We start from the raw sequence: 24,232 nt of genomic DNA on the forward strand, positions 1-24,232 counted from the left end.
ACGACTCCACTGCCTCCGGATTCCGTCGGCCCGTGAAACCGCAGTCACGCGCAGCGGTAGTCGTCCTCAATGCGGACGATGTTCTTGCTCGAACTGGCGCGACGGGATTCCGGGCCATGGATTTTCGCGTTCCCGTTGAGAAGAATTCCGACCGCACCAGGACGCCCCGAGAACCGCGGATGCGGATAACGACTGCTCGCCCGACGACGCAAAAGGACCATTTCAAAAAATGCTTCCAAGCAACATCAGATGCTTGCCCCGGCGAACGCAGCGCAAAAGAGGTGCCCCAAAAGGGAGATTGTGAGTTCGCGCACGAAGGACCACGATGCCATTTTGAATGCTGCCCCGGCCTCGTAGGGCTGCATCAACAACGTCAACGGAGGGCAGTAAGCCATGCGTATTCACGACCAAGACGGGCACGTCCCGACCGCCGCTGGCTCTCCGCAAGGGACCTGGTCGCGCCGGAAGATGAAGCCGGTCCTCCTCGCTTTAGGCGTGTCCGGTCTGGCGGCGCTGGGGGTGGGGGCAGCACAAAAGAACGTCGATGGCGTCGTCGCAGTCGCGGCGCTCGAGTCCACGCCGGCGAACGACTCCATGTCGTCGAAAGATTCCATGTCGGCGTCGGCGAAGCCGGACACGCTTGCCGCCGCCGCGGCGCGCGAGACCTCGAGCGCGGCGTTGGCACCGGACGTCCAGCCGACCGCCGAGCCGCAGAAGCCGAATGTAGTGCCCGCCGACGAGGCGCCAGCCAGCACGCGCCTCGTGATCGGTGACCGCGTCAAGCTTGCTTTCTACGAGCGCATCGCGGTGGAGGACGACAAGTGGGGCCGCACCTCGTCGGCAATGCGCGGCATCGTCCAACGCCCGGAGATGAGCGGCGAATACGCTGTCCAGGATGACGGCACCGTGTCGCTGCCTCTGCTCGGTTCCGTGGTCGCCGCCGGCAGGTCGCCCCAGCAGTTCACGACGTCCGTCGCCGAAAGTTTCGAACAGACCTTGGGCCACAAGGCGATGGTCAACATCGTCTCGCTGGAGCGCGCGCCGGTCTACGTGCTCGGTCCGGTCAAGAACTCGGGGTCGTTCAAGTACGCCTCCGGCATGACGGTGCTCCACGCTGTCGCGCTGGCCGGCGGGCTCGACCGTGGGTCGGGCGATTCGTACATGAAGATCGAAACCGTCCGCGAGATCCAGAAGCGCAGCGGCGCGGCCGGCTCGATGCTCAAGCTGCTCGCCAGGCTGGCGGTGCTCAAAGCCGAGCGCGATGGCGTAGCTCCGAAGATCCCGGTGCAACTGATGGAGATGGTCGGCGCCTCGGAAGCCAAGTATTTGCTCGACGAGCAGAGCGACCGCCGCAAGCCGATGCTGCTGGCTCGCCAAGAGCGCCAGCGCGCCATCGCCGGCGCCCTGGATGCCGCCAAGCAGGACCTCCAGGCGTACGGACGCACCGACTCGCTTGACCAGCTGGTTAAGACCCGCCAGGAGCGCGTCGATAGCACCCGCGCGCTGGTGGAGCGCAACGTCCTTGGCAAGGCGGTGCTGAGCCAGGTGCAAGGCGAACTGTCCGATGCCGAGCAGCGCCGGCAGGATGCGCTCAATCAATACGGCATGGCCAAGCAGCGCCTTGCGGGCATGCAGGCCGACGGGATCAAGGTTCAGTCCGACCTGAAGAACGAGCTCGTGGTCGAGATCGACGCCATCGAGCGCCAGCTTGCCGACAACGAGCGTGAATTCCGCACCAGCGAAGGCGTCCTCAGCAGCCTGCCATCCACCCGATCCCAGTTCTCTTCCGCCAAGCAGACCACCAGGATCGGCTACAGCATCGTGCGGCAGACCCCGAAGGGGCCGGTCAACATTGAATCCGACGGCATGACCGTGCTGCAGCCCGGGGACCTCGTCAACGTCGCTGTCGGCGCCGACGATGCCAGCGAGCAGCAGCCGGCTATGTCCGCGCCGCCGCCGACCTCGCTGGAGGAAAAGGGCAAGCCGCAGATCGGACGCTCCGCCATCCGCACCAGCGGACGCAAGCTCGCGCAAGAGTAGGCGTCAGTAAGCGTCGCCGTCGCGGGTCGTCTCCACCGCCCCCGGGGAGACGAAAAAAGAGGGCTTCCGGGCCGCCGCCCGGAAGCCCTCTCCTGTTGGGCCGGACGCTCGCGAAAGTGTAGCGTCAAGCCGACCGGCATCCCGCCCAAAGCGGGCACTTTACTTTTTACTTTCGGACGACGTGCTCGCGCGCCGCTGCCGTGCGCCTCGACCGCTCCCGTTCAGGGGCGAAATCGAGCCTGGAAGGGCGTGCGGCCTCGCCCGGCTGCCACGGTCACTGCGTCGCGGCACCCTCCGTCGCGGAGGGCGCCGGCAGGCTCCTCAGGCGGGGCGTCTTGCGAGGATCAGGGTGGAGACGCCAAATCTGCGCAGCGGCGTCCGTTCGATCGCGGGCATCAAGCGGCGGTAGGCCGAGATCGCGAATGACGGCATCCATTTGTAGAGATCGAACACCGGCAGCACGAAGTCTACCTTCTCGATCTCGAACCCGGCGGCGGCCACGGTGTCGCGCAATTCGTGGGGCCAATAGTTGCGTGCGGACATCACCTTTGTCGCCAGCGAATACGGCAACCAGGGAAGCAGCGGAATCGGAAAGCCGAAATCGCGACCCATGAACCGCATACCGTGGCCCTCGAACGGAAACCACCGGTTCGGGCTGATCACGACCAGCCGACCGCCCGGCCGCAGCACCCGGCGTATTTCGCGCAGCGTCGCCCCCTCGTCCGCGACGTGCTCGAGCACTTCATTCATTAGCGCCGCATCCACCGAGCAGGCGGGCAGCGGAAAAACGTCGGTGCAGCAGTGGTACTCGGTCCTCTGCGCCGGGCCCTCGCCGCTCTCCATGGCGGCCTGCCGGCGAGCCTGCGCCCGGTCGATTCTCGACTGCTCGGGATCGACACCGATGGCCTTGTGGGCCCCCCAGGCTACCAGGGCTTCGGTGTAGCCACCGTCCGCGCAGCCGCAGTCGAGCCAGACACCCGTGAGCAGCCCGAGATCGTCCAACTTGCCTAGCCGGTAGGCGAGGTTGGTTCCGAAGGCCGTCGAACCGCCGGGGTGGCGATAACGCGGCGCGGTCCTGGCGTGCGACATCGATATCTGGCTGGTAGTCATCTGTCGGATCCTTTCGCTACGATATAGAGATCGACACAGGAACCGTCGCGCCCTGGGCTGGCCGCAGCGGCCTCCTGCGCTTCTGAGACGTCAAACATCGACCGCGGCATCGGATGCGGATCGTGGTCCGGATAGGTCCGACCGGAGGCCAGTCGGGTATAACCGGCATAGCCCGCATAGAGCAGGCACACGCCCTCGATGCTCACGGCCGAGGTCCAGCCCACCACCAGCCCTTCGAGACCGCCGAGCTTGGCGCCGACGATCGCGAAACAGAGCTCCATCAGCCCTCCAAGCATGAACCACAGCGATGCCCGGCGCATTGCATCGGCCAGCCGCGCCAGCGTGCAGGCATGGAATTTGAGGGTTAATCCCAACAGGCTGAAACCCAGGAACCGCAAGCTGGTCCCGGCGATGTCCGGATACGCCGGATTGAACAGTGCCAGTATCTGGCGCGAGTAGAGCAGCACGAGCACCGCGCAGACCATCGAGAACAGCAGCGACACGCCCAGAGAGATCGCGAAATTATCCCGTGACCGCTGCGGACCGGCGCGCGCTACCGGAAACAGGACGGTCGCGAGCACCGCCGGAATTACCGCGGCGGTCGTGACCAGCATCCACACCGCCGCGAATGCCGCGTTGGTCGTCGGCGTGAGCAGCACCACAACGAGAAAGGGCACGACGAGACCGGGAGCCTGCAGAGCGACGTCCAGCGCGTAGTGATCGACGACCTTGCGACGAAGCGTGTGCAGCAGGCCGAAGTCGGGACGGCCGAGCAGACGACGCGCGCTGCCCCGGGTCGCGATGTCGACGCCTATCCACGAGACCACGAGCCCCGCCACCCAGGTCAGCAGGATGGCCGTGTCGTCGATCGCGCCGGCGGCGACTGCCATGCCGATCATGGCCAGCTTGAGGGCCGAGAACAGCACCTGCTGGATCATCCTGGCAGTGCCGTTCAGGGTTCCGAGGAAAGCCTGGCTGCCCACCATCGTGACTGCGGTGAGGCCGCAGCCGAACACGAACAGAAGCTCCGCCGACTTCCCCTTGACCAGAGCGGCATGGCCGAACAGCGGTGCCGCGAGGACGAATACCAGCGCCAGCGCGACCGCCAGTCCGAATGCGATGACCGCTGCCGCTCCGACGAGTCCCCGGACCTTGCCTGGAGAGCGGCAGAGCTCTCCGACCAGGAGCGTGCCCAGTCCGGCATCGCCCAGCAGCCCCAAGAGGCCCATGACCGACAACAGCGCGGACGCCCGGCCGATCGCCTCGGGCGGGAAGAGCCTGGCGGCCAGCCACCAGTAGCAGAAGCCGAGGCAGGCGCTCACGATGGCTGCGACCGTCAGCGCTCCGGAATTCCGTAGTAGCGCGGCGCTCTTTCGGGCCGCCTTCAGCAGGCGGGCGGGAATGACCCTGAGAGTCTCTAAGGGCAAGGTGTGTCCCCTGCCGCTTCCAGAACCCGCACCCCATTCGCCGCCGGTCGCGCCACCTCCCGGTAGACCTGTTCGATCCTGGTCACCACCGCCGCGGCCTTGAGACGTCCGACCCGCGCCGCCGCCGCCGCCGCCAGGCGGCCCAACAGCGCGCGGTCGTCGATGAGCCGCTGCAACGCCGCGGCGAGCGCCGCCGCGTCGCCCGGGGCCACCAGCAGTCCGGTCTCGTCGGGATCGATCAGGTCCGGCATGCCGCCGATGTCGCTGGCCACGACGGTCTTGCCGGAGGCCATCGCCTCCATCACCACCGTCGCGCAGGCTTCAGGCCCGACCGAGGGGAGCACGCCGAACAGCGAGCGGCGCCACGCGTGCATGATGGCCGAATGCGGCCACGTGCCCATGACCCGGACGTTCGGCGCAAAGACCGCAGGCGTGTCCGGCGCACGGCGCCCGATCAGCACCAGGGGCGGCGCCCGCTTCAACTGGCCATAGGCCTCCGCCAGCACGTGAATTCCCTTCAATCCCATCATGTCGCCGACGAACAGGATGAACTCCCCCTCCGGCAGGTCCCGCAGGCAGGGCTCCTCGGCGCCAAGAACCCCCACGTCGTCGGGCACGAAGTTCGGAATCACCTCGTAGGGAGCGCTTCCCCCGACCAGTCCGGTATGGCGGGCCACGGCGTGGCTCACGGGAATGAAACGATCGACCATACGCCGGGCCGCGAAGCCGGACGCCCAGTTGCCGAGCGTAGTTGCGGCGGCCTTCACGGCGCCGTAGTGCCTGCCCGCGCAGGCAAGACACTTCGCCGGTACGGCGCCGTTGCACAGCCGTTGGCCCATATACATGAAGTTTTTCTTGGCGCAGGAGAGCCCGTAGTCGTGCATCGTGATCACCAGCGGCGGACCGCCGAGCGCCTTCAGCGGCAGCAGCGAGGCGTAGATCCAATTGTGGGCATGCACGACGTCGGGCTGTTCCGCGGCGATCAGCCGCTTCAGCGCCAGCGTGAGTTCGGGATCCGGAAACGGCGGAGCGTGCGGCCGCTCCGCATCGGCGTGCAGGCCGCCCAGCCGCTGCAGCGTGCCGCGTAGACGGTGGACGCGGACCTCGCCGTCCATCTCCGTCTCGGGCGAGCCTCGGTGCGCCAACGTCCCGACGCCGACATGGTGACCGCGTTGTGCCAGCGCAGCGCCCAGATTGCGGACATGGCGTTCCTCGCCGCCGATCACCGGAGGATAGAACTGCGACAGCAGAAGAATGCGCATCAATAACTCCGTTGCCTTCAGCGGCCGGTGAGAAGCGCCGAAGCGCTGCGGTAGAGCCGGTTGTCGTCCGGCCGGAACAGTCTGGCCACCGCCCGTCGCGACACCGCCGCGGGAGCGACCGGAAGCTCCCGCGTCCAGGTCTGGCCCGGCGCCACCTCGACCGACCGGAATGTGGCGAGCGGCTGGCCGTCCAAAATGACGTCTAGGTCGAACCGCTCGCCCTTTTCCTCGCCGCTGCGCACGCCGACCCTGAGCTGCCCGCCGTCCTCGGAGGGCAGCAGCCAGAACTCGGTGTACTTGAACTGTCGTTGCGCCGTTTCGTCCCGGACTGCCAAGGCGTAGGCTCCGGTCGCGACCAGCACCGAAAGGACCACTGCACCGACATGCCACCGGCGGACGTCCGGCGCGGCGACCAGCGTCCACGCGGGTCCGCCGCGACGGGCCGCCGTCAACGACGACCCGACCACGGCCAGCCAGAACCAGACCGCCCAGCCCAACGGAGAGAGCAGGCCCGCCGCGTTGAGCGCCATGCCGCCGGCGATCCCGACCACGAGGCTCGCTCCGACCGCGTAGGCGAGGTGCTCGGCCCTTGATGCGGCGCCGATCCCGATCGCCCGGAGCACCGTATGGCCGCAGACCAGGATCGCCACCGGGACGCACAGAACGGTGCGCAGGATCGTGTTGTCCGTGGCGGCGACCGCGACCACGGCGAGGCTGGCCCACAGGCAGGCGATCAGAAGGTCGCGGTGGTTAGGGGCGAACATGCATTCCTCTCATGTCGTAGATCCGAATGAAGCCGTTGTCGTAGATGCGCCCGACGCCCTCGATGTTCTCGAACTTGCGCAGTGCGGCGGGCGGGATCGGCTTGCCGGTCCTGGATTCCCACGGCTCGAAATAGAAGCCGAGCACCGGCGGGGCGGTGGTCAGGCGCATATCGACCAGCAGAAAATCGACCGGGCTATTCGCCAGCGCCCAGAAATCGTCGGCCGATAGCGTCTCGCTCTTGAACACGCGGGACGGGTGGACCCCCTTGGCGATATCGGGCCTCACGTCCTGACGCCCGTAGCCGGCGAGCAGCAGGCTGTTGACGCGGTCGGAGGCGAAGCGGTTGCCGGCGCCCATCCACTCCTTGGTCCAGCGCGCGGTTTCGAGCGCCATCGCCTCGACCGACTGCGAGTCGGCAGCCACCCGGTAGGGCCCCCGGATCGGATCGAGCGAGGCGCTGGTGACGCCGCCGAGCACGATCACGCAGAGCGCGAGCGGCGGCGCGACCAGGCGCCATCCGCGCGGCGCACGGCCCTGCCAGAAGTGTACGATACCTGTCGCGACCACCAGTCCGACGCCGAAGAACGCCAGCGTCCCCATCCGGTTGCCGACTTCCCAGCCGCCGATGCTGAGCCGGAACGCGACCGAGAGGGGAAAGCCGAAAGCCAGCAAGGAGAGGAACACGATGCGGCTCTCGTGCCAGCGCCGTCCGAGCACGTCGCGTATCGACCACCAGCCGGAGCGCCCGGCGGCGGCCGTCGACAGCGCCAGCGACCGGAAGAACCCGGTCGCCAATCCGAGCGCCGTCAACAGCACTCCGAGCAGGGTCGTCACTCGCATGAAGAGCGGTTGCGACGGCGCCGCGGCGACGACCGCATCTGATAGCTGCGCCGGCGCGCCGTGCAATTTGATGAGGAGTATCTTGATCCCATTCTCGATCACCGGACCGAGATAGGCGGTGAGATGGGTGCCGTTCAGCTCCACCCAGAGCAGCGGCAGCAGCACCGCCATGACGGCACCGACGGCCATCTTGGTCTCGCGTGGTGGTCCACCCCGTCGCAGCAGTTCCAGCGTTGCCACCGAGCCGAAATAGATCGCCGCATAGACTGCCGAAAGGTGGTGCGTGACCGCGATGCCGCCCAGCAGCAGGCCGATCAGCACGAGCGCCCTGCTCCTCTGCCCTCCGGGCAGATTCCGCGATCCCGCCTCGATCGCGAAGGCCAGCGTGCAGAGCACGATGCCGAGGCTCTCGTAGGAGAACATCGCCTCGAACAGGAAGAACGTCGAACAGCCCATGTAGGCGAGGCAGCCGAGCGCGGCGATCCGCGCCGAGCCGGTGATCTTCTCGTAAAGCAGGAACAGCGCGACGATAAAGGTGCCCTTCAGCACCGAAAGCAGCAACGTCGCGGCCGCGAACAGCGGCAGCCGGGTGAGGTCGGCGAGCGACGTCGCCAGGATTTCCAGAGCGAGATAGGTCGATCCTACCTCGAGCAGCGGATTGGACAGGAACAGCCGCCGGGCCGTCATCAGGTCCTCGGCCGCGACCCAGTGCAGAACTTCGTCGTACGGCGTGAAGCTCGTCGGGGAATAGATCGTCCGGCAGTAGAACAGCGCCTCGACCAGCAGCAGCAGCAGCAGCAGCCGTTCGCCGCGCGCGACCTGAGGCCACGAGATGCGAAAGCCGAGCGGAACGACCGCGAGCGCCATGCCGGCCCAGAACAGCAACGATGCCGGAGCTTCGCCGCGTCGTCCCGCCCCCTGCCCCAGCACCACCAGCAACAGCGCCATAGCGACGGTCAGGAAAAGTATGGCCACCGCGCCGGGGTTCGCCGGCCGCGGCAAGGTGTCGGCCATCATTCCGTCGCGCCGATCCGGGCCGATCACGGCGAGGACCTGCCGGATGCCGTTCCTGACCGGACTCCCGGCTGCCCACGTGATGTCGCCCGACGTCATCGGCGTTCCCCCGCCCGGACCAGAACCGGCCGGCCGCTTCCCGAGCCGCTCTTGGCTGCAACGCGGTTGGCCATCACGCCGCGGTAGACGTTAACCAGCGCTTCCGCGCAATCGTCCCAGTCCGGCAGCCTGAGGTCCGGAATCGAACGGCGGGTCCGAAGTTCGGCCGCTATCGCGGAGGCGGTCTCGGTCGGGGTGGCGTGGCATGGGATGGCGCGGCACAGACCCTTGCCGGCAAGTTCGGCCAGTCCCGACGTGTCGCTGACCAGGACCGGGCGCCGCAGCGCCAGCGCCTCCATCACCGCGACCGGATGCGCCTCGTACTCGCTGAACAGCACGAACAGGCCGGCTCTCGCCAGCAGGTCCGCCATTTGCTGCCGGTCGCCGCCGGGAATGGCCGCGATCGTCACGCGCTCCTCCAGCCCGAGCCCGCGCACCTGCCCGCGCAGCTCGTTCTCGTAGGGTCCCGCGCCTGCGATGTGCAGTCGCGCCTGCGGGAGGCGTCGGATCACCTCCGGCATGGCCGCAATCGCCTTGTGGTGCCCCTTGTAGCGCTCCAGCCTGCCGCTCGACACGATCAGGTTGGGATCGACCTTAACCCCTGGGCTGGGCACCGGCATCGCCGCTCCGTTCGGAATCACGACGAAGCGATCCCGCGGTACGCCCATCTTGGCGCTGAAGAATTCGGCCTCGAATTCGGAGACGCCGATCAGGCGGTCGGCCCGCGAGACCAGCGGGCGCAGCATGGCCTGCTGGGTGCCGCGCACGGCGTTGCGCAGCCGCGATGAATGTCCGCCGCTGTGGAACGTCAGCACGAACGGAAGATCGCCCCGGACGGTGGCGAACAGACCGATCGGCACCACGAAGGTGCTATAGCCCTGAAAGTGGACGAGGTCCCAGGATCCTTCCCGGATGGCCGAATAGATCCCGGGTGCCAGATAGAGGTCGAGATTCTTGGGCCATGCCCGGACCCGGCGCACGCACATGCCGGAGACGTCCTCCTCAACCGGCAGTTCGCCGGAGGGGTCGGTGGTGAGGACGTCCACGGCATGGCCGCGCGCCACCAGACGCGGACCGACCTCTTGGATGTGGGTTTCGATGCCGCCCATCAGCGGGTGGCAGCGTGCGGCAACCATCAGAATTCGCATCGGCCATCCACTCCAGATCGTCTTGATTCGACCGCCGTCACCCGGCTTGCGCGCTGAACTCGGTGCCTTCCGCCGCTACGGCACCCCGTAGCCGACGGGCGAGACCTGGGTGAGAACGCGTTCGCGCAGGATGGTTTTAAGGACCCGCCAACCGTCCGGGATCGCGCGCAGGTTGCTGAGCCCGCTGATGCGCGGCGCCTCGAAGCTCGCCACCTCGACGATCTTGAGACGGTTCTTCAGGGCACGCACGTTGATCAGGGTCTCGATCTCGAAGCCGTCGCAGTCGCACTTGAGGGTCTCGACGTGCCGCCTCCAGAACGCCATGTAGCCGTAGCAGAGGTCGGAGAAGGTGCCGCCGTACAGCAGCCGCACGGTCATCGTCAGGCCCCAGTTGCCGAGCATCCGGAACAGCGACATGTCGTCGGTGCCGGCGCCCTGCAGGAAGCGGGAGCCTTTGACCATGTCGGCGCCGGCCATCAGCCCGCCGACGAATAGGATGGCCTCGTCGGGCTCCATCGAGCCGTCGGCGTCGAGCATCACGACGATGTCGCCGGTGGCGGCTTCGAATCCGGCCTTCAGCGCGGCTCCCTTGCCGCGGCGTGGCTCCATGACGATCTTGACGTCGGAGCGGAGGGCGCGGGCGACGGCGACCGTGTCGTCGGTCGATCTGCCGTCGATGATCACCACCTCGTGCGCCCAGGCCGGGATCCGCGGCAGCAGATGCGGCAAGTTTTTGGCCTCGTTGAGCGTCGGGATGATGAAGCTTACGCGCGGCAGCGCCAGCGTGTGTGGCAGACCGTATTCACCCGGCGGGAAGTACAGGCCGGCGGATTGGCCTTGGGCTGACCGGAGGACGGAATGCGGGATGGGAGCGTTCATGGGATCACCGGGCTGTAGTGGGGTTGAACATTGGTTGGGGTCGGATGGCGGCGAATCTCGCCCGACAAATGCCGGGCGAGTTGGCGGGCGGCATGCTGCGCGCCGTACACGAAGCGGCACACAGGACCGAAGCTGTTAGCCGCCGCCGGACCGATGAAGTGCAGCCCGGGGACCGAGGTTTCGTATTGCGACGACAGCGTCGGAGACTTCTCGACCAGTCGCATCTGGCTCAGTATCTTGTGGTCCAGGAAGTCGAGCCGGTTCGCGTCGATGCTGTATCCGGTGGCGAAGATCACGTGATCGCAACGCAACGCGTGGCTCGCCCCGACCTGGTCGGTCAGGTCGAGCACGACCTGGTCGCCCTGCGTCCCGATCTTCCGCAGGTTCCTGCCAAGCCACAGCGGCACCTTGCCGACCACCCGGTCTCTGGCGAACGCGCTGCCGACCGGGCCCCACGCTTTGCCATTGGCGATCTGCACCCGCCGGTCTTCCGGCAGCAGCCGGATTAGCTGCGGATACCTGGCGCAAGCGCCTATGGTCCAGCCCTGGCCGATGCCGCTCGTCGGCGCGGCCGTCCGCTCCAGCAGGGTGCGGGTCCGCGGACGGGCGGCGAAGTCCAGATGTGCCGCGCGTGCCACCAGCGAGACGGAAACTCCGCGTTCGCTGAGCATTGCTGCAAGGTCCGTCGCCGAAGAGCCGGAGCCGACCACTACCACCTCCTTGCCGTCGAGCGCGTCGAGCGGACCGTAGTCACCGCTGTGCGAGCGCATCTCGACCGGTAGCTGGGCGGCTTCCTGCGGCAGCCGGCGGAACGCCTGCAACCCGACCGCGACCACCACGCGGCGGGCAACGATCGTCTCCCCGTCGGAGAAGCGGGCGTGAAAGCCATCCGGACCGGGCTGCAGCGTGGCCAGCAGCTTGCGCTCGACGTGGGGCGCATGGAGGGCGCGGAAAGCTTCGGCGTACTCCAGAAACCGCTCGATCGGCAGCGGCGTCAGCTCGTCGTGATAGGGCTGCGCCCGTTCGGCGCAGAACTTCTTGATGGTGGATGCGGACTCGGCGTCGGACAGATTGGTCGCCCAAGGATAGGACTTGAGCAGCATCCCCGGCGGCATGTTGGCCTTCCACGCACCCATCGGCTCGCCGAAGATCCGGTGCTCGACGCCGCACGCTCCGAGATGGGCCGCAAGCGACAGCCCGTAGGGACCGGCTCCAACAATGGCGACATCCACTGACACTGAGCCGGTCGGTCTGCTGCCCAAAGTCATCTGAAAACTCCCAGCCTGTACGCCGATGAAAGGGATGCTCCTGCGGTGGCAATGCGGGAGCTTCGATGGGTCGGAGCGCCTGCGGCCCGCGTCATCCTGTCTGAGGTCAATCTCGGATGGCCAAAGCTTCATCGAAGCGCGGTACCATTGGAAGCGCGATAGGTGGGTAGCCCTTCGGGGTTCGCTGCAGCGCCTCAACCGGTCGCGCGGGCCTGACGCGCCGGCCCGAAGGAGTAATCACGATGAACCGCGCCGCCCGCCGTGAGAGAGCTCACTGGGACCTTCACTTCCGGTCCACCGCAGCCGAAGGTCGTCGGGCCGTCGCCCGATCGTGACGCGACGCCGCCTCCCATTCCGGCAGCAAAATCCGAGGAACGTCCCGATGCCGCAGACATCGATGTCCCACGCTCCCGCCCGTCGCTTGCTGCAGACCGCGTTGCGCGCGATCACCGCTGACGGCACCGGAAGCTCCGATGCCGTCGATGTGCGGATCGAGCCGCTGCGGGATCTCGCTGCGACCGAAGCCGCGTGGCGGGATCTAGAGGCGCGCGCAGCCCCGTCCTTCTTCCTGTCCTGGCTGTGGATCGGAACGTGGTTGGCGCACCTGCCGAAGGACGTCAAACCGCATCTTCTGGTCGCCACAGCGCGCGACCGGATCGTCGGCATGGCCGTAGTATGCCGGCGCAAGGCGTGGCGCATCGGGCTCCGTCCGCGCGCGCGATGGTTGCTGCACGAAACTGGGGACCCCCACTTCGACCGGCTTTCGATCGAATACAACGGCATCCTTGCCGATCGCTCGGTGGCTGAAGCCGTCACCACTGCGTGTCTCAATAGCGCGGTCCGCCACCTCGGCCAGTCCGACCTGTTGGTGCTGTCGGGAATCACGGCGGATCTGGAAACCGTCGCATGCCGTAGCGCCGCTGACGCCGGACTGGTGGCCGAGGTTACGGAGGCCGACACCGCGCACTGGGTGGATTTCGTCGAGATGCGCCGTCTCCACAAGGACTACCGCGCCTCGCTTGGCCGCAATACCCGGCAGGCCGTCAGCCGGGCGCTGCGGCTCTACGGCGAGCGCGGGCCAGTCGAGCATCGCGTCATGGAGACGGTCCCGGAGGCGCTGGCCGCATTCACCGAGCTCGCCGAACTCCACCGCGCGCGCTGGGGCCGCAAGGGCGCCTTCGCCAACCCCGCGTTCGGCCCGTTCCACGAGGACCTGATCGCACGTGGCGTCCCAACCGGCACTGTCCGAATTTCGCGCACCACGGTGGGCGGCCGGACCATCGGCGTGCTGTACAATTTTGCACATGGCGGCGAGGTCCTGCATTACCAGAGCGGCTTCCTGTACGAAGAGGACGCCAAGCTGAAGCCAGGCGTGCTGAGCCACGTGTTGGCCATCGAGGACAGCTTCGCGCGGGGCGAGCTCGGCTACGACTTCATGGCGGGATCGGCCGGCCACAAATCGCGCCTCGCCAATGCCGAGCGTTCCCTGAAGTGGGTCGTGGTCGGCCGCAATTCGATCGAGCGCCGCATCGGAACGACGGTCCGTCACGCCAAGCGCGCTCTCGCCGAGCTCAGGAAGCCCGGCGAGTGAAGCCGGACCGATGATGACGGCTACCTAGACAGGCGCGGGCAGTCCGGTGACGGGATCGTTCGGAAGGACGAAGCCGGATGGCAGGCCGACCGGCTCGGCTGCGGGCAGCGGAACGTAGGAAATCGTCACTTCTTCAGAGTCGATTGTCCGAGCGAACAGATCGACCACCTCGATGCCGTCGCGGCGGTTGTAGGTATGGCAGCCATACGGCCCGGCGCGGATGCGGCCGACCGCCGTCTGAACGAACTGGAAGGCGTCGAGCTCGTCGATCCGGCAGAACGTCACAGCGCAGCCGTAGCCACGAGCGCAATCCTGCACCGGACGCAGTATCTGTCCATCGCGCCGGATGAAGTCGCCGGCGGGACGACTAAGGGCCGCATCGAACAGCACCGGCCCTGCGCCGTGCGGCGTCCAATCACCGGTCAGGCTGTCGGCGCGGTAGATGTTCAGGACGTCCCACGATGATGACCGCCACAGCCGCTGGGCGGCAAAGAACCAGATGCCGGAGCCGTCCGGCAGCGGAGTGACGTCATAGTCTTCGACCCCGGTGGCCAGGTCGGCCTCCCGCTTCCAGCGGTAGGGAAACTCCTCCGCGCGGTACAGCGTGACCTTGCCCGACGCGCCCGCTTCCGGGATCATCCAGATCTGCCCCGCTTGCTCGAACACCATCGGATACGACAAATGATGCGGCTCCTCGATCACGATTTCGGGTGGCCCGGCCACGCCGTGCCGATCCATCGGTACCACCGCGATGCAGCCCTTCTTCTTGGAATACAGGTACTGTTCGACGAAGATGAAACCGCGTCCGCGATGCCGGAAAGGGAATGGGTCGGCGAGATAGCTGCTGACGCCGCCAGTAAGGACGCGAAACCCGGCCTCGCCGCGGTCGAGCAGGCTGGCCCTGCCATCGAGCCGCCAACCGATCCGCCACGCCTTGCCCCCCTTCGCCAGGATACCGAGCAGACGGAGGGCTTTGGCCGCGACCGTAGCGCTCGCCCACGCCAATGAGGACGCGGTCCCGAAACGGGTGTGGGCCGAAATCGGGGCCGCGGCATTGTCGACCGCGGTGCCGCGCTCCTCACGCATGGCCTTCAGGATCAGCCCGACGGTGCACGACAGGGCGCCGTCGAGCGTGGCAGCGAACACCTCGCGGTCCTGGCTCGCCGGCCGGGCCGTCCACGGCCGTTGCGGGCGCGCCGTGTCGTGAAGTTCGACCAGTATCTCCCGCCTCTCCGTCAGCGCGGCCATGACGCCGATCTCGCCGGGGATGCCGTTGAACAGCGGCGTCAGCACGCGTCGTCCCGCCGGGGGCACTCCATCGCCGCCGAGATCGACCACCACGTCCGGCACGTCGCCCCCTTGCAGCGCGAGCGCGAGAATGGCCGGCTCCGCCGGCTCCGTGGCGCCGTCCCGTTCCAGCCGGTAGATCGTTCTTTCGAGGTCGAGCAACAGGCGGACCCCGAGCGGAAGCGGTCGGGAGTGCGTGGCGAACGTGCGCGATATCTCTTGGCCCGGCACAGCGGCAACCGCCTCCGCCAGCCATGCATGCCACCGGAACATTCTCGATCGGTCCAGATGAAGGCAGATTTGCATTTTCCGGGCTTACCGTTCCGTTGGAAACATACTGAAACAGAAACTTCTGTTCGCCCACCGATCTAAAGAAGATGTTCCCGGATGCCGACTGCCCCGAGGGAGTAGTCCATCTGCGAAGTCGGGTAGTGCCTCACTTTGCCTTCCTGCTTTCGCCGGTCAGGCTGCCATGAGGGCGCTGGAGCATCGGTCCCCGATGGGATCGGCGGTTGCACCGCAAAGCCGCTCCCCAAGTCCACTGCGGCCCCTTTTGTCCGTCACGTCTGCCGGACGTTGGCCCCTGACTCTTCACCCCGAAAGAGCACGGCGACCTGCAAAGGAGGACCCTCGCCGGAGTACCCCCTCTGGCCGACTGGTTCTGCGCGCTCCGCTGTAGTCAGCTTGGGCCCATAAACCAGTACCTGTCCGGGGCCGAGCGCGGATTTGCCTGGCCTTCGTGAAGACCTCCGGCACCGCCTTCACGCTCGACGGCAGGCCGTTCTACGTCGCGGGCGTCGCCGCCCGAAGTCAACCGGCCGGGAGACCCCATGACGGACATGATCGACGCCTCCATCGTGATCTGCGCGCATACCATCGACCGCTGGGACGACCTCAACCGGGCCGTCGCCTCGGTCCGCAGCCAGCGCCCGCCGCCGCGCGAGATCATCGTCGTCATCGACAACAACGAAGACCTGCGCGAGCGCGCCGCGCGCGAGATCGCGGCAGCGACCGTGCTCGCCAATGACGGGCCTGCCGGCCTGTCGGGCGCGCGCATGACCGGCGCCACGCATGCGGGCGGCATTGTCATCGCCTTCCTCGACGACGACGCCGTCGCCGAGCCCGGCTGGCTCGCCGCGCTGCTGGACGCCTACCGCGACCCTGCCGTGCTTGGCGCAGGAGGTCCGGTCGAGCCGCTCTGGCAGGCGCCGCGGCCGTCCTGGTTTCCCGACGAATTCCTCTGGGTGGTCGGCTGCACCTATGCCGGCATGCACGTCCACGAGGGCCGCATCCGCAATCCAGTCGGCGCCAACATGTCGGTACGGGCCGAAGTGCTGCGCAGCGCGGGCGGCTTCACCTCGGACCTCGGACGCCGCAAGCTCGGCTTCTCCGTAAGCGGCAAGGCCCGGATCGGCGGAAAGGCCGAAAGCTGCGAGGAGACCGAATTCTGCATCCGCACCGCGAGGCTTCACCCCGGAGGCTACTGGGCCTACCGGAGCGGCGCGCGGGTCCGCCACTGCGTGCCGGCCCAGCGCACCACCTGGAAATACTTCGTCCATCGTTGTCTCATCGAAGGCACCGCCAAGGCGGTGCTGAGCCGACTGACCGGCCCCGGGGACGGACTCGGCGCGGAGGGCCGCTACGTCCGCGAGGTGCTGCCCCGCGCCTGGGCCCGCAACCTTTTCGCAGCAATCCGCGGCGATGCCGGCGCGCTCGGGCGGGCCGGCGCCATCGTCGCCGGCCTCGCGCTCACTGCCTTCGCCTACGCCCAGACCCGCCTCGGCGGAGTGGTCCACGCGCGGGCGGCAGGTGCCGCCGTCAGCGCCGAAGTGGGACGGGTCGGCTAGAATGGGAAAACAAATGATCTTGCTGACCGGAGGCGCCGGCTACATCGGATCCCACGTCGCGGTCGCACTGATCGAGGCCGGGCTCGACGTCGTCGTGCTCGACAACCTGTCCAACAGCAGTCCCGCCTCGCTGGAACGGGTGCAGTCGATCTGCGGCAGGCCGGTCGCCTTCCGGCAGGCCGACATCCGCGACGAGGAGGCGGTCCACGACGTCCTGAAGAGCTACGACGTGACCGCGGTAATCCATCTTGCCGGCCTCAAGGCGGTCGGCGAATCCAACGAGCGGCCGCTAAGCTACTACGACAACAATGTGCTCGGATCGATGCGGCTGCTGTCGGCAATGCAACGGGCCGGCGTCAAGACCATGGTGTTCAGTTCGTCCGCCACGGTCTACGGCGCCCCCTCCTATCTGCCGCTGGACGAGGCGCATTCGCTGGCGCCGACCAATCCGTACGGCCGCACCAAGTTTTTCATCGAAGAGATGCTCAGGGACCTGTACGCCTCCGACGGCGACTGGCGCATCGGCGTCCTGCGCTACTTCAATCCGGTCGGCGCCCACGAGAGCGGCTTCATTGGCGAGAATCCGCTCGGGGTCCCGAACAACCTGCTGCCGTTCGTCGCCCAGGTGGCAGTCGGCAGGCGCGAGAAACTGACAGTATGGGGCTGCGACTACCCGACGCCGGACGGGACCGGCGTGCGCGACTTTGTCCACGTTTGCGACCTGGCGGCTGGCCATCTCGGCGTCCTCAGGCATCTCAAGGCGCCGGGGCTCTTCACCGTCAACCTCGGGACTGGCGAAGGCAGCAGCGTGCTGCAGGTGATCCGGACCTTCGAGGCGGTCAGCGGCCGGACCGTCCCCTACGAGATTGGAAAGCGCCGGACTGGGGATGTCGCCGTCTGCTATGCCGATCCGGTCCTGGCGAGGAACGTGATGGGCTGGAAATCAACCCGCTCGCTGACGCAGATGTGCGCCGACCACTGGCGCTGGCAAACCATGAATCCGGCCGGCTACGGCGCTTGAACTGCACCGCGCCCTGCGAAAGGAGACATCACATGGACCACGCAGCCGCCCACTGCCTCGATCTCGAGCCCGAGATCGCTTGGGACGGCGCCGTGCTCTTGGTATGGGCGCGCACAGCCCGCGGGCGAATCCGGTGCGAGATCCCTCGCGCGACGATCCACGCCGTTCCGCCTTTCGACGACGCCCTCAGCCGCGAGATCGCGCGCGATCGCGTCGAGATCGTCAACCGAATGCGGCCGGCGTTGTTACGCAAAGTCGCGGCGACCAACGGCATCGTGATCCGAGTGAATCTGGACGACCTGTAGCGGGCCCTTCTGGCCGGGACGAAGGCGCGCGAAAGGCCGTCGTCGCATTGGATCGCGGACGGCACCAAATTGAATGGGTGCCGCACCAGACGCGCGCTGCTTGCTGCGGGATTTTCACTGGTAGCGCTTCTCTGCACCATTTTCATTCGCTGCAGATAGTCAAGCACCTAACCAACTCCGCCGCGGCCATACGAGAGAACACGGACCAGATGCTCAAGCGCCGCTATCGACGATAGTATGGTCATGGGGACCGTCTGAAAGAGGCGACAGCTACTGGCAGCCTAGCGGCGCGCAATGGCACGATCTCCTGATCGTGGGAGCTACACCTTAAGGGGATGATTGATACTTCCCTGCTACTGCGCAGCCGCCAGTCCTGGCATGACAGATCGCGAAGGACGTGCCCCGCCCACGAATTCGCCTCGATTTTTTGAATCCTTCGCTTGCGTCCTGCAATCGGGAGATACCCATGCGCTTTTTTGTCAGACGGGCACCTGTGGGCTGGATGGTTTGGGACCGTGAAATCGGCGGTCCGGCACGCCTGGTCAATGGCCGCATCGCATCCAAGCTTTCCGAGGACGACGCGAGGTTGATCTGTTCCATGTATAGTAACACGATGGACGATAGCGGAGATGATCAACCGCCAATCATGTACAAGAGGTGACGCGACGGCGCCGTTCCGGGCGATACACCAACGCATGTCGGCGTTCTATCACTCGCCATTATCTAGATTCGCGGTGATCGATGCGTTCGGCAACACCTGCCAAGATTGCGATCGGTGTCACTACCTTAAATTGTAATTTGATATGGAGCTTCCGTTGACGAGAGTTCGCGCCTTTGGTCCGAACGCTCTGCGCTATTGTACTTAAACTGAGATGGACACTGAATCGCAGAAATCTAGGCGTTCAGAAACGAATACGTTGCGATCCTATGCGACGCGATAGTGGTGCTACAATTTAACTACTTTAGATTGTCCATCCACCTCACGTTTCTTTGAGTTAGAAATCTGCGCGCGAGTCAGTACGATTTACGCGGTGCTGATCGAACCATTTCCGCCTTCACAGACTTATCACTGCGTTGCTATGACGCAGCAACACTAGCATTAGCAAACGTATGTCGGACTTCCGACTTAGTAGTCGCACTCGCACCGCATTCATTATTTTGCAGCTTCATTTTTGTAACTTGTAAATTGCGACTAAGCTGAAGACGACGCCGCCAGGCTGATGCAATTGCAATAGGGGACGTCAAGCCGAGGACTACTCAATGAGTTGCGCCAAGATCGTAATTGCGGATCGCTATCCGGTAATTCTCGAAGGGTTAGGCAGGCTGTTGGGAGACGAAAGCGACTTCGAGATAGTTGCATGTTGTAGTGACGGCGTGAGCTGCATCGATGCGTTGCGCACATTTGCGCCGGACATTCTGATCTTCGATGTATTGATGCCGGGCGTCACCGCACTGGAACTGCTCTCGATCATCAACTCCGAAAGGCTATCCACGCGGCTTGTCCTGTTCGTCTCTTCTGATGAGTCCGAAGAATTGATGACGTCCGGCACGGCGGGAAACTACATTGTCATTCCAAAGCATCTTTCACCGGAAAAGCTGCTGCAATCGCTGCGGCAGGTCGCGGACTCTCAACAGACTATGCCGCCGCAGTCTTCCGACCAAGGCATTCGGGCGCAGAACGCGATCACCGGAAATGCGCTGGCGACTCTGACGGAGCGCGAGCGGCAGATCGTTCGCTTGGTGTCGGAAGGGCTGTCCAATAAAGAAGTGGGACGACGGCTGAGCATTACCGACGGAACCATCAAGGTTCACTTGCATCACATCTTCCAAAAGCTCGAAATCAACAATCGCACCGTGCTCGCGGCGCTCGCGATCTCCAACTACGATCGCGCCGGAGACACCCCATAGAGGCTGCTTCCGCTACTACTTTAGAATGAGTTGGAGACGTTCCTTCGGACGAGACGATCGGCGGCTCGCGCGGGAACAACATGCAGAGACACGCACACGGATCTCGATGCTGCATTGGCAGCCGTGCGCCATCGTCCACTCATTCATCGTCGCCGCCGTTGCATGATGACGATGTTGTTCAGCGCAAAGCTCCGAACACCTATAACCAACGGTATATATGGATATGGAAAATTTAAGTCTACATTTTGGCAAGCGCGTTTAAAAAGTGGCGGATTATACTACGAACGAAGGAGGCGATGCCGACGGCGGATTTCGTTTTGGAATGGCCGGTTAAATTATATTGTCTGCGTAAATGTTGGAGATTTGAAAATGTCGAGGCAACTGTCATTTGCTACCATTGTAATTGGAAAAAGTGGGTTAATTCGAGAAGGGCTCTCACGTATTCTGTTCACGGCGAATTCCCGGACGCTGGCATCCATTTCCTCGATCGAGGAGGTGCGGTCGCGCAAGCTGCGCAAATCGCCACTTTTGTTTCTCCTCGTCCATACGGATGACGATTCCGATGTTACTCTTGAGCAGATAGAGTTTTTAAGGGACTGGGCTCCAGCTTCGCGCATCGCCATCGTGGCCGATCGCTATCGGCCTGGCGAACCGCTTTTGGCATTTCGTGCCGGCGTCAACGGATATTTCGTCAACGTCACATCCTGCGCGGTCTTCATCAAATCGATTGAGCTAATCATGATGGGTGAGACGATCTTCCCGCCGGAGTTTCTTTCGCATGCGCTCGAGGCCGGGACAGGCGAAGCCCGTCTCGTTACCATTCAGCCACGAATCGAGCGGACGATTTTCGTTCCCACAGAGGAAGCGATTGCACCGCACCTGTCACCGCGCGAGCGCTCCATTCTGCACTGCCTGATTGAAGGCGCCTCCAACAAAACGATCGCGCGAAAGATGGATATCGCGGAGGCCACCGTGAAGGTGCATGTTAAAGCGATATTGCGGAAGATCGGCGTACAGAACCGAACCCAGGCTGCGATCTGGGGCGTGAATAACGGGCCTCTCACAGGGCTGAATGGCGGCTCGCTGCCAGGAACCGCAATGATGACGTCTTAACATCGACTGCGATTTTCTCGGTTTCAAAGACTATCGATATCGGTTGGTCTATTTTCGTCGGAGTTCTCCGCAAAAGCGGCGTCTCCAGACTGCCAAAGGCTTCGGCGATGGTGAAGTCCGTCGCCGTCATTGGTGTGGCCCTCGCGCCGATTGCGACACCGCGCAACATTCGCGGATCGGCGGATTGATTGAACGACGCCGCTTCAAGCGATCGCAGCTCGCGCAGCTCGGCTTCCGACCGGATGACGGCAGGCGTCGCCGGCGACCTGCCGGGGCGTCAGTCGCGCGATATGGACAGCCCCGCGAGAAGCGGAGCGTAGGCGGCGAGCCTGCGGGATACGAACTCTGTGAAGAGCCGCACGCGCTTCGTCTTGCGTGACTCCCCCTGTGTGAGAAGCCAGAGCGTTCCGTATAGGTGCAGGTTGGTGCCCGGTACCCTCACCAGCAGGGGATCGGCATCGCCGACGAAGCACGGCAGTGTCGTGATCCCGAGCCCTTGCCGTACAGCCACGATCTGCGCCTCGGCGTCTGTAGTCCTGAATGGAACCCCCGTGGTGCCAACCTCACCCTCGCTGGCCCAATCCGGAATTCCATGAATGCTGATCACGATCCACCGGATGGGATCAGGCGCGCCCGCACGCCACGCGGCCAGTCGATCGCGGGACATGTAGACGCCGCCGAACACCTCCGGTCCCTTCAGGCCGTGAAGATTAAGCGGCAGGGTCTTGCGGTCGTAGACGACCCGGATCGCGACGTCGGCCTCTCGGTTAGTCAGATTTGCCAGTTCGCCGTACGACAGGATTTCCATCTCGATGTCCGGATGCAGACCCGCGAAATCGGCGAAGTCCGGCATCAGCAGGTGGTTCGCGAGGGGCGGCGTCAGCGTCACCCGCAGAAGCCCGCGCACGCTCTGGTCGCGCCCGAACACGCGAGTCTCCAGCTGGTGCGACGACGCTTCCATCTGGTTCGCGAGCTCGAGTACCTCCTCGCCCGCAGCCGTCAGGCGGTAGCCCGAAGGCAGCTTTTCGAACATCTGCGTCCCCAAGCGTTCCTCGAGCTGGGCGATGCGTCGCAGCACGGTCGCATGGTTTACCCCGAGGCGCCCGGCAGCAGCCCGCACTGAGCCTCCGCGCGCGGCGGCCAGAAAATAGCGAACGTCATCCCAGTCGATCATGGTGCATTTCCGCGCCGCGCGCCGCGGCTTCCAAAGCTCACTCTAGCACCCTGAGCTGCAGTGCGCGCGATCGTCGCGGCGCTTCATCGTCCAGCCGGATCGTTTTCGCACCACCGATGTGCGCGATTCCGCACTCACCGCCCGACGTCTGCGAACCCATGTTGAGGCTCTCGGGGGGACTTCCCCGTACAGCCAAAGACCGAGATGGCGAAACGAAGGATACACGACATGACCAGATTGAATGGAAAGACCGCCGTCATCACGGGCGGCGCCACCGGCATCGGCCGCGCGGCGGCAAAGCGCTTCATCGAGGAAGGCGCCTTCGTCTTCATCTTCGGCCGCCGGCAGGACGCGCTCGACGCGGCTGTGGCCGAGCTTGGGCCCAACGCCCGCGCGGTGAAAGGCTCGGTCTCCGATGAGGCCGACCTCGACCGGCTCTACGCGGCGGTGAAGGCCGAGCGCGGAACCCTCGACATCGTCTTCGCCAATGCCGGGACGGGAAGCCCGCTTCCGCTCGGCAAGATCACCGCCGAGCACATTGACGACACGTTCGACACCAACGTGAAGGGTACGATTTTCACCGTCCAGAAGGCGTTACCGCTGATGGGCAAGGGCGGTTCGATCATCCTGACCGGATCGAGCGCCGGCACCACGGGCGCCCCGGCATTCACGGCTTACAGCGCCAGCAAGGCGGCCGTGCGCAACCTCGCGCGGACCTGGGCGGAGGATCTGAAGGGCACCAGCATCCGGGTCAACGTGCTGTCGCCCGGGGCCACGGCGACCGAACTCGCGAAGGCGGCGCTGGGCGAAGAGGGCCAGAAGGCCTACGGCGCGATGACCCCGCTGCAGCGCATGGCCGAGCCGGCGGAGATCGGAGCCGTGGCCGCCTTCCTTGCGTCGGACGACAGCAGCTTCATGACCGCCAGCGAGGTCGCCGTCGATGGCGGCCTGGCCCAACTCTGACGCGCTACGCCTGGGCGGGCTCCATTCGATATCCGGAGCCCGACCGGGGGCGGCAAAATAAAGGAGAATGAATATGAGCTACGCAATTATCGGCTTCGGCAATATCGGCAAGGCGCTGGCCAAGGCGTTTGCCCGCAAGGGCATCGAAGTATCCGTCGCAACCACGCGCGACCCGGAAAGCTTTGCATCCGAAGCGACCGCTATCGGACCCAAGGTCATTGCCAAAACGCTGGCAGACGCGGTCAAGGCGGACGTCATCTTTTTGGCTGTCCGTTTCGAGTCGCATCCGGACGTCGCGAAGGCGCTGCCCAGCTGGCAGGGCAAGACGATCATCGATTTGACCAACGCCTACGGCATGCCCCCTGAACAACTGGGAGGACAGCCTTCTTCCACGTTCATCGCGCAGGCTTTCTCTGGTGCAAGGCTGGTCAAGGGCTTCAACCATTTGATCGCTGCCACCCTTGACCAGGATCCGGCCGTACATGGTGGCAGGAGAGTCGTGTTCCTGGCGAGCGACGATGATGCTGCCGTAACGGAGATTGGTACGCTCGCGGAAAATCTCGGTTTCGCGCCGGTCAAACTCGGCGGGCTTTCGGAAGGCGGACTGCTCGTGCAGGCGCGCGGAAATAGTTGGGGCCGGCTGATCTTCAAGGACCTGGTCAAGTTCGACTGATGAATCGGAATCGCAAATTTCCATGCAATCCTGGTTCGTGGACCACAACATGTCGGACGAGATACGACGCGATCCGATGTAGGGAAACGGAGAGATACGATGAGCACCGAAGAGAATGTCCAGATTGTGAGGGATTTCTTCGCAGCAATGGGCAGCTACAACGAGCACGATCTGCTGGCGCTGGCTGCCGAAGATATCGAGTGGATCATTCCGGGCGAGGGCTGGCCCCTGGCAGGCACGCACCGCGGGCACGCGGAATTGGCGGCTGTGCTTAAGAAGGCATCGCAAGAGGTGGAAATGAAATACCCGAAGCCTCCCGAATTTGTGGCGCAGGGAGACCGGGTCATGGTCGTCGGCGTCGCCACGGGAACAATCTACGCGACGAATAAGCCGTACAAGGACGAGTGGGTCTTCGACATTACCGTTCGAAATGGAAAAGTAGCACACATCCAGGAGTACATCGACACGCAAGCACTGGCGCGGGCCTCGCACATGGAC

At 65.0% G+C, this 24,232-nt stretch carries 21 protein-coding genes; 11 read left to right on the plus strand and 10 right to left on the minus strand.

Features of this window, described 5'->3' with window-relative positions:
- The first annotated feature begins 468 nt into the window (after nt 1-468).
- A complete protein-coding gene (locus tag JWR89_RS03865; RefSeq protein WP_299711999.1) occupies nt 469-2,040 on the plus strand; it encodes a polysaccharide biosynthesis/export family protein in 1,572 nt (523 codons plus the stop codon).
- A 321-nt stretch (nt 2,041-2,361) separates the two neighbouring features.
- Here the strand turns inward: JWR89_RS03865 and JWR89_RS03870 are convergent, their stop codons facing one another.
- The 8 genes from JWR89_RS03870 to JWR89_RS03905 form a co-directional block, all read right to left on the minus strand.
- The gene (locus tag JWR89_RS03870) at nt 2,362-3,150 is read right to left on the minus strand and encodes a class I SAM-dependent methyltransferase (protein WP_299712001.1); all 789 of its coding nucleotides are present in this window, start codon (nt 3,148-3,150) and stop codon (nt 2,362-2,364) included.
- Nucleotides 3,147-4,577 carry a hypothetical protein gene (locus JWR89_RS03875; RefSeq protein ID WP_299712003.1) on the minus strand — a complete coding sequence of 477 codons (1,431 nt, stop codon included), beginning with the start codon at nt 4,575-4,577 and terminating at the stop codon, nt 3,147-3,149. The genes JWR89_RS03870 and JWR89_RS03875 overlap by 4 nt, the downstream gene beginning before the upstream one ends.
- Entirely contained in the window at nt 4,568-5,839 is a 1,272-nt protein-coding gene (locus JWR89_RS03880; RefSeq protein ID WP_299712005.1) for a glycosyltransferase family 4 protein, read from the minus strand. The genes JWR89_RS03875 and JWR89_RS03880 overlap by 10 nt, the downstream gene beginning before the upstream one ends.
- Nucleotides 5,840-5,856: 17 nt before the next feature.
- Nucleotides 5,857-6,603 carry a hypothetical protein gene (locus JWR89_RS03885; protein WP_299712007.1) on the minus strand — a complete coding sequence of 249 codons (747 nt, stop codon included), beginning with the start codon at nt 6,601-6,603 and terminating at the stop codon, nt 5,857-5,859.
- A complete protein-coding gene (locus tag JWR89_RS03890; protein ID WP_299712008.1) occupies nt 6,590-8,557 on the minus strand; it encodes a hypothetical protein in 1,968 nt (655 codons plus the stop codon). Before JWR89_RS03890 ends, JWR89_RS03885 begins: the two co-directional genes overlap by 14 nt.
- Nucleotides 8,554-9,705, minus strand: coding sequence for a glycosyltransferase family 4 protein (locus JWR89_RS03895; RefSeq protein ID WP_299712010.1), 1,152 nt, complete (start codon nt 9,703-9,705; stop codon nt 8,554-8,556). Before JWR89_RS03895 ends, JWR89_RS03890 begins: the two co-directional genes overlap by 4 nt.
- A gap of 75 nt (nt 9,706-9,780) precedes the next feature.
- Nucleotides 9,781-10,584, minus strand: a complete 804-nt coding sequence (locus JWR89_RS03900; RefSeq protein ID WP_299712012.1) for a glycosyltransferase family 2 protein — start codon at nt 10,582-10,584, stop codon at nt 9,781-9,783.
- Nucleotides 10,581-11,852, minus strand: a complete 1,272-nt coding sequence (locus JWR89_RS03905) for an NAD(P)-binding domain-containing protein (RefSeq protein ID WP_299712014.1) — start codon at nt 11,850-11,852, stop codon at nt 10,581-10,583. Before JWR89_RS03905 ends, JWR89_RS03900 begins: the two co-directional genes overlap by 4 nt.
- A 397-nt stretch (nt 11,853-12,249) precedes the next feature.
- On the opposite strand from JWR89_RS03905, the gene JWR89_RS03910 reads away from it, so the two are divergent.
- Nucleotides 12,250-13,443, plus strand: a complete 1,194-nt coding sequence (locus JWR89_RS03910; protein WP_299712016.1) for a GNAT family N-acetyltransferase — start codon at nt 12,250-12,252, stop codon at nt 13,441-13,443.
- A gap of 24 nt (nt 13,444-13,467) precedes the next feature.
- Here the strand turns inward: JWR89_RS03910 and JWR89_RS03915 are convergent, their stop codons facing one another.
- A complete protein-coding gene (locus JWR89_RS03915; RefSeq protein ID WP_299712018.1) occupies nt 13,468-14,892 on the minus strand; it encodes a hypothetical protein in 1,425 nt (474 codons plus the stop codon).
- A 668-nt stretch (nt 14,893-15,560) separates the two neighbouring features.
- On the opposite strand from JWR89_RS03915, the gene JWR89_RS03920 reads away from it, so the two are divergent.
- The 6 genes from JWR89_RS03920 (at nt 15,561) to JWR89_RS03945 (ending at nt 20,924) form a co-directional block, all read left to right on the plus strand.
- Complete coding sequence (locus tag JWR89_RS03920) at nt 15,561-16,577, plus strand: glycosyltransferase family 2 protein (protein ID WP_299712020.1); 1,017 nt, start codon at nt 15,561-15,563, stop codon at nt 16,575-16,577.
- Nucleotides 16,578-16,590: 13 nt separating this feature from the next.
- Nucleotides 16,591-17,598 (plus strand): UDP-glucose 4-epimerase GalE, encoded by a 1,008-nt coding sequence (gene galE, locus JWR89_RS03925; RefSeq protein WP_299712022.1) that lies wholly within the window; start codon nt 16,591-16,593, stop codon nt 17,596-17,598.
- A gap of 32 nt (nt 17,599-17,630) precedes the next feature.
- On the plus strand, nt 17,631-17,903 hold the full coding sequence (locus tag JWR89_RS03930) for a hypothetical protein (RefSeq protein WP_299712024.1): 273 nt from the start codon (nt 17,631-17,633) through the stop codon (nt 17,901-17,903).
- 466 nt (nt 17,904-18,369) lie between these two features.
- Nucleotides 18,370-18,564 (plus strand): hypothetical protein, encoded by a 195-nt coding sequence (locus tag JWR89_RS03935; protein WP_299712026.1) that lies wholly within the window; start codon nt 18,370-18,372, stop codon nt 18,562-18,564.
- A gap of 599 nt (nt 18,565-19,163) precedes the next feature.
- Nucleotides 19,164-19,811 carry a response regulator transcription factor gene (locus JWR89_RS03940; protein WP_299712028.1) on the plus strand — a complete coding sequence of 216 codons (648 nt, stop codon included), beginning with the start codon at nt 19,164-19,166 and terminating at the stop codon, nt 19,809-19,811.
- Between the two features lie 369 nt (nt 19,812-20,180).
- Complete coding sequence (locus tag JWR89_RS03945) at nt 20,181-20,924, plus strand: response regulator transcription factor (protein ID WP_299712030.1); 744 nt, start codon at nt 20,181-20,183, stop codon at nt 20,922-20,924.
- A 277-nt stretch (nt 20,925-21,201) separates the two neighbouring features.
- Here JWR89_RS03945 and JWR89_RS03950 read toward each other — a convergent pair whose 3' ends face one another.
- Nucleotides 21,202-22,098 carry a LysR family transcriptional regulator gene (locus tag JWR89_RS03950; RefSeq protein WP_299712032.1) on the minus strand — a complete coding sequence of 299 codons (897 nt, stop codon included), beginning with the start codon at nt 22,096-22,098 and terminating at the stop codon, nt 21,202-21,204.
- A 228-nt stretch (nt 22,099-22,326) separates the two neighbouring features.
- On the opposite strand from JWR89_RS03950, the gene JWR89_RS03955 reads away from it, so the two are divergent.
- The 3 genes from JWR89_RS03955 to JWR89_RS03965 all read left to right on the plus strand — a co-directional run.
- Complete coding sequence (locus JWR89_RS03955) at nt 22,327-23,061, plus strand: SDR family oxidoreductase (protein WP_299712034.1); 735 nt, start codon at nt 22,327-22,329, stop codon at nt 23,059-23,061.
- A 73-nt stretch (nt 23,062-23,134) separates the two neighbouring features.
- Nucleotides 23,135-23,734 carry an NADPH-dependent F420 reductase gene (locus JWR89_RS03960; protein ID WP_299712035.1) on the plus strand — a complete coding sequence of 200 codons (600 nt, stop codon included), beginning with the start codon at nt 23,135-23,137 and terminating at the stop codon, nt 23,732-23,734.
- 99 nt (nt 23,735-23,833) lie between these two features.
- The coding region (locus JWR89_RS03965) for a nuclear transport factor 2 family protein (protein ID WP_299712037.1) at nt 23,834-24,232 on the plus strand (399 nt) is incomplete at its 3' end.

Origin of the sequence: Tardiphaga sp. (genome assembly GCF_028290785.1) — a bacterium.
Lineage (GTDB): Bacteria > Pseudomonadota > Alphaproteobacteria > Rhizobiales > Xanthobacteraceae > Tardiphaga.

Bases quoted from the DNA above. Each gene is read 5' to 3' on its own strand.
- JWR89_RS03930 (WP_299712024.1), top strand. From the start codon at position 17,631: ATGGACCACGCAGCCGCCCACTGCCTCGATCTCGAGCCCGAGATCGCT.
- JWR89_RS03940 (WP_299712028.1), top strand. From the start codon at position 19,164: ATGAGTTGCGCCAAGATCGTAATTGCGGATCGCTATCCGGTAATTCTC.
- JWR89_RS03945 (WP_299712030.1), top strand. From the start codon at position 20,181: ATGTCGAGGCAACTGTCATTTGCTACCATTGTAATTGGAAAAAGTGGG.
- JWR89_RS03870 (WP_299712001.1), bottom strand. From the start codon at position 3,150: ATGACTACCAGCCAGATATCGATGTCGCACGCCAGGACCGCGCCGCGT.
- JWR89_RS03905 (WP_299712014.1), bottom strand. From the start codon at position 11,852: ATGACTTTGGGCAGCAGACCGACCGGCTCAGTGTCAGTGGATGTCGCC.
- JWR89_RS03935 (WP_299712026.1), top strand. From the start codon at position 18,370: ATGCGCTTTTTTGTCAGACGGGCACCTGTGGGCTGGATGGTTTGGGAC.
- JWR89_RS03920 (WP_299712020.1), top strand. From the start codon at position 15,561: ATGACGGACATGATCGACGCCTCCATCGTGATCTGCGCGCATACCATC.
- JWR89_RS03890 (WP_299712008.1), bottom strand. From the start codon at position 8,557: ATGACGTCGGGCGACATCACGTGGGCAGCCGGGAGTCCGGTCAGGAAC.
- galE (WP_299712022.1), top strand. From the start codon at position 16,591: ATGATCTTGCTGACCGGAGGCGCCGGCTACATCGGATCCCACGTCGCG.
- JWR89_RS03960 (WP_299712035.1), top strand. From the start codon at position 23,135: ATGAGCTACGCAATTATCGGCTTCGGCAATATCGGCAAGGCGCTGGCC.
- JWR89_RS03900 (WP_299712012.1), bottom strand. From the start codon at position 10,584: ATGAACGCTCCCATCCCGCATTCCGTCCTCCGGTCAGCCCAAGGCCAA.
- JWR89_RS03910 (WP_299712016.1), top strand. From the start codon at position 12,250: ATGTCCCACGCTCCCGCCCGTCGCTTGCTGCAGACCGCGTTGCGCGCG.
- JWR89_RS03885 (WP_299712007.1), bottom strand. From the start codon at position 6,603: ATGTTCGCCCCTAACCACCGCGACCTTCTGATCGCCTGCCTGTGGGCC.
- JWR89_RS03955 (WP_299712034.1), top strand. From the start codon at position 22,327: ATGACCAGATTGAATGGAAAGACCGCCGTCATCACGGGCGGCGCCACC.
- JWR89_RS03950 (WP_299712032.1), bottom strand. From the start codon at position 22,098: ATGATCGACTGGGATGACGTTCGCTATTTTCTGGCCGCCGCGCGCGGA.
- JWR89_RS03880 (WP_299712005.1), bottom strand. From the start codon at position 5,839: ATGCGCATTCTTCTGCTGTCGCAGTTCTATCCTCCGGTGATCGGCGGC.
- JWR89_RS03895 (WP_299712010.1), bottom strand. From the start codon at position 9,705: ATGCGAATTCTGATGGTTGCCGCACGCTGCCACCCGCTGATGGGCGGC.
- JWR89_RS03865 (WP_299711999.1), top strand. From the start codon at position 469: ATGAAGCCGGTCCTCCTCGCTTTAGGCGTGTCCGGTCTGGCGGCGCTG.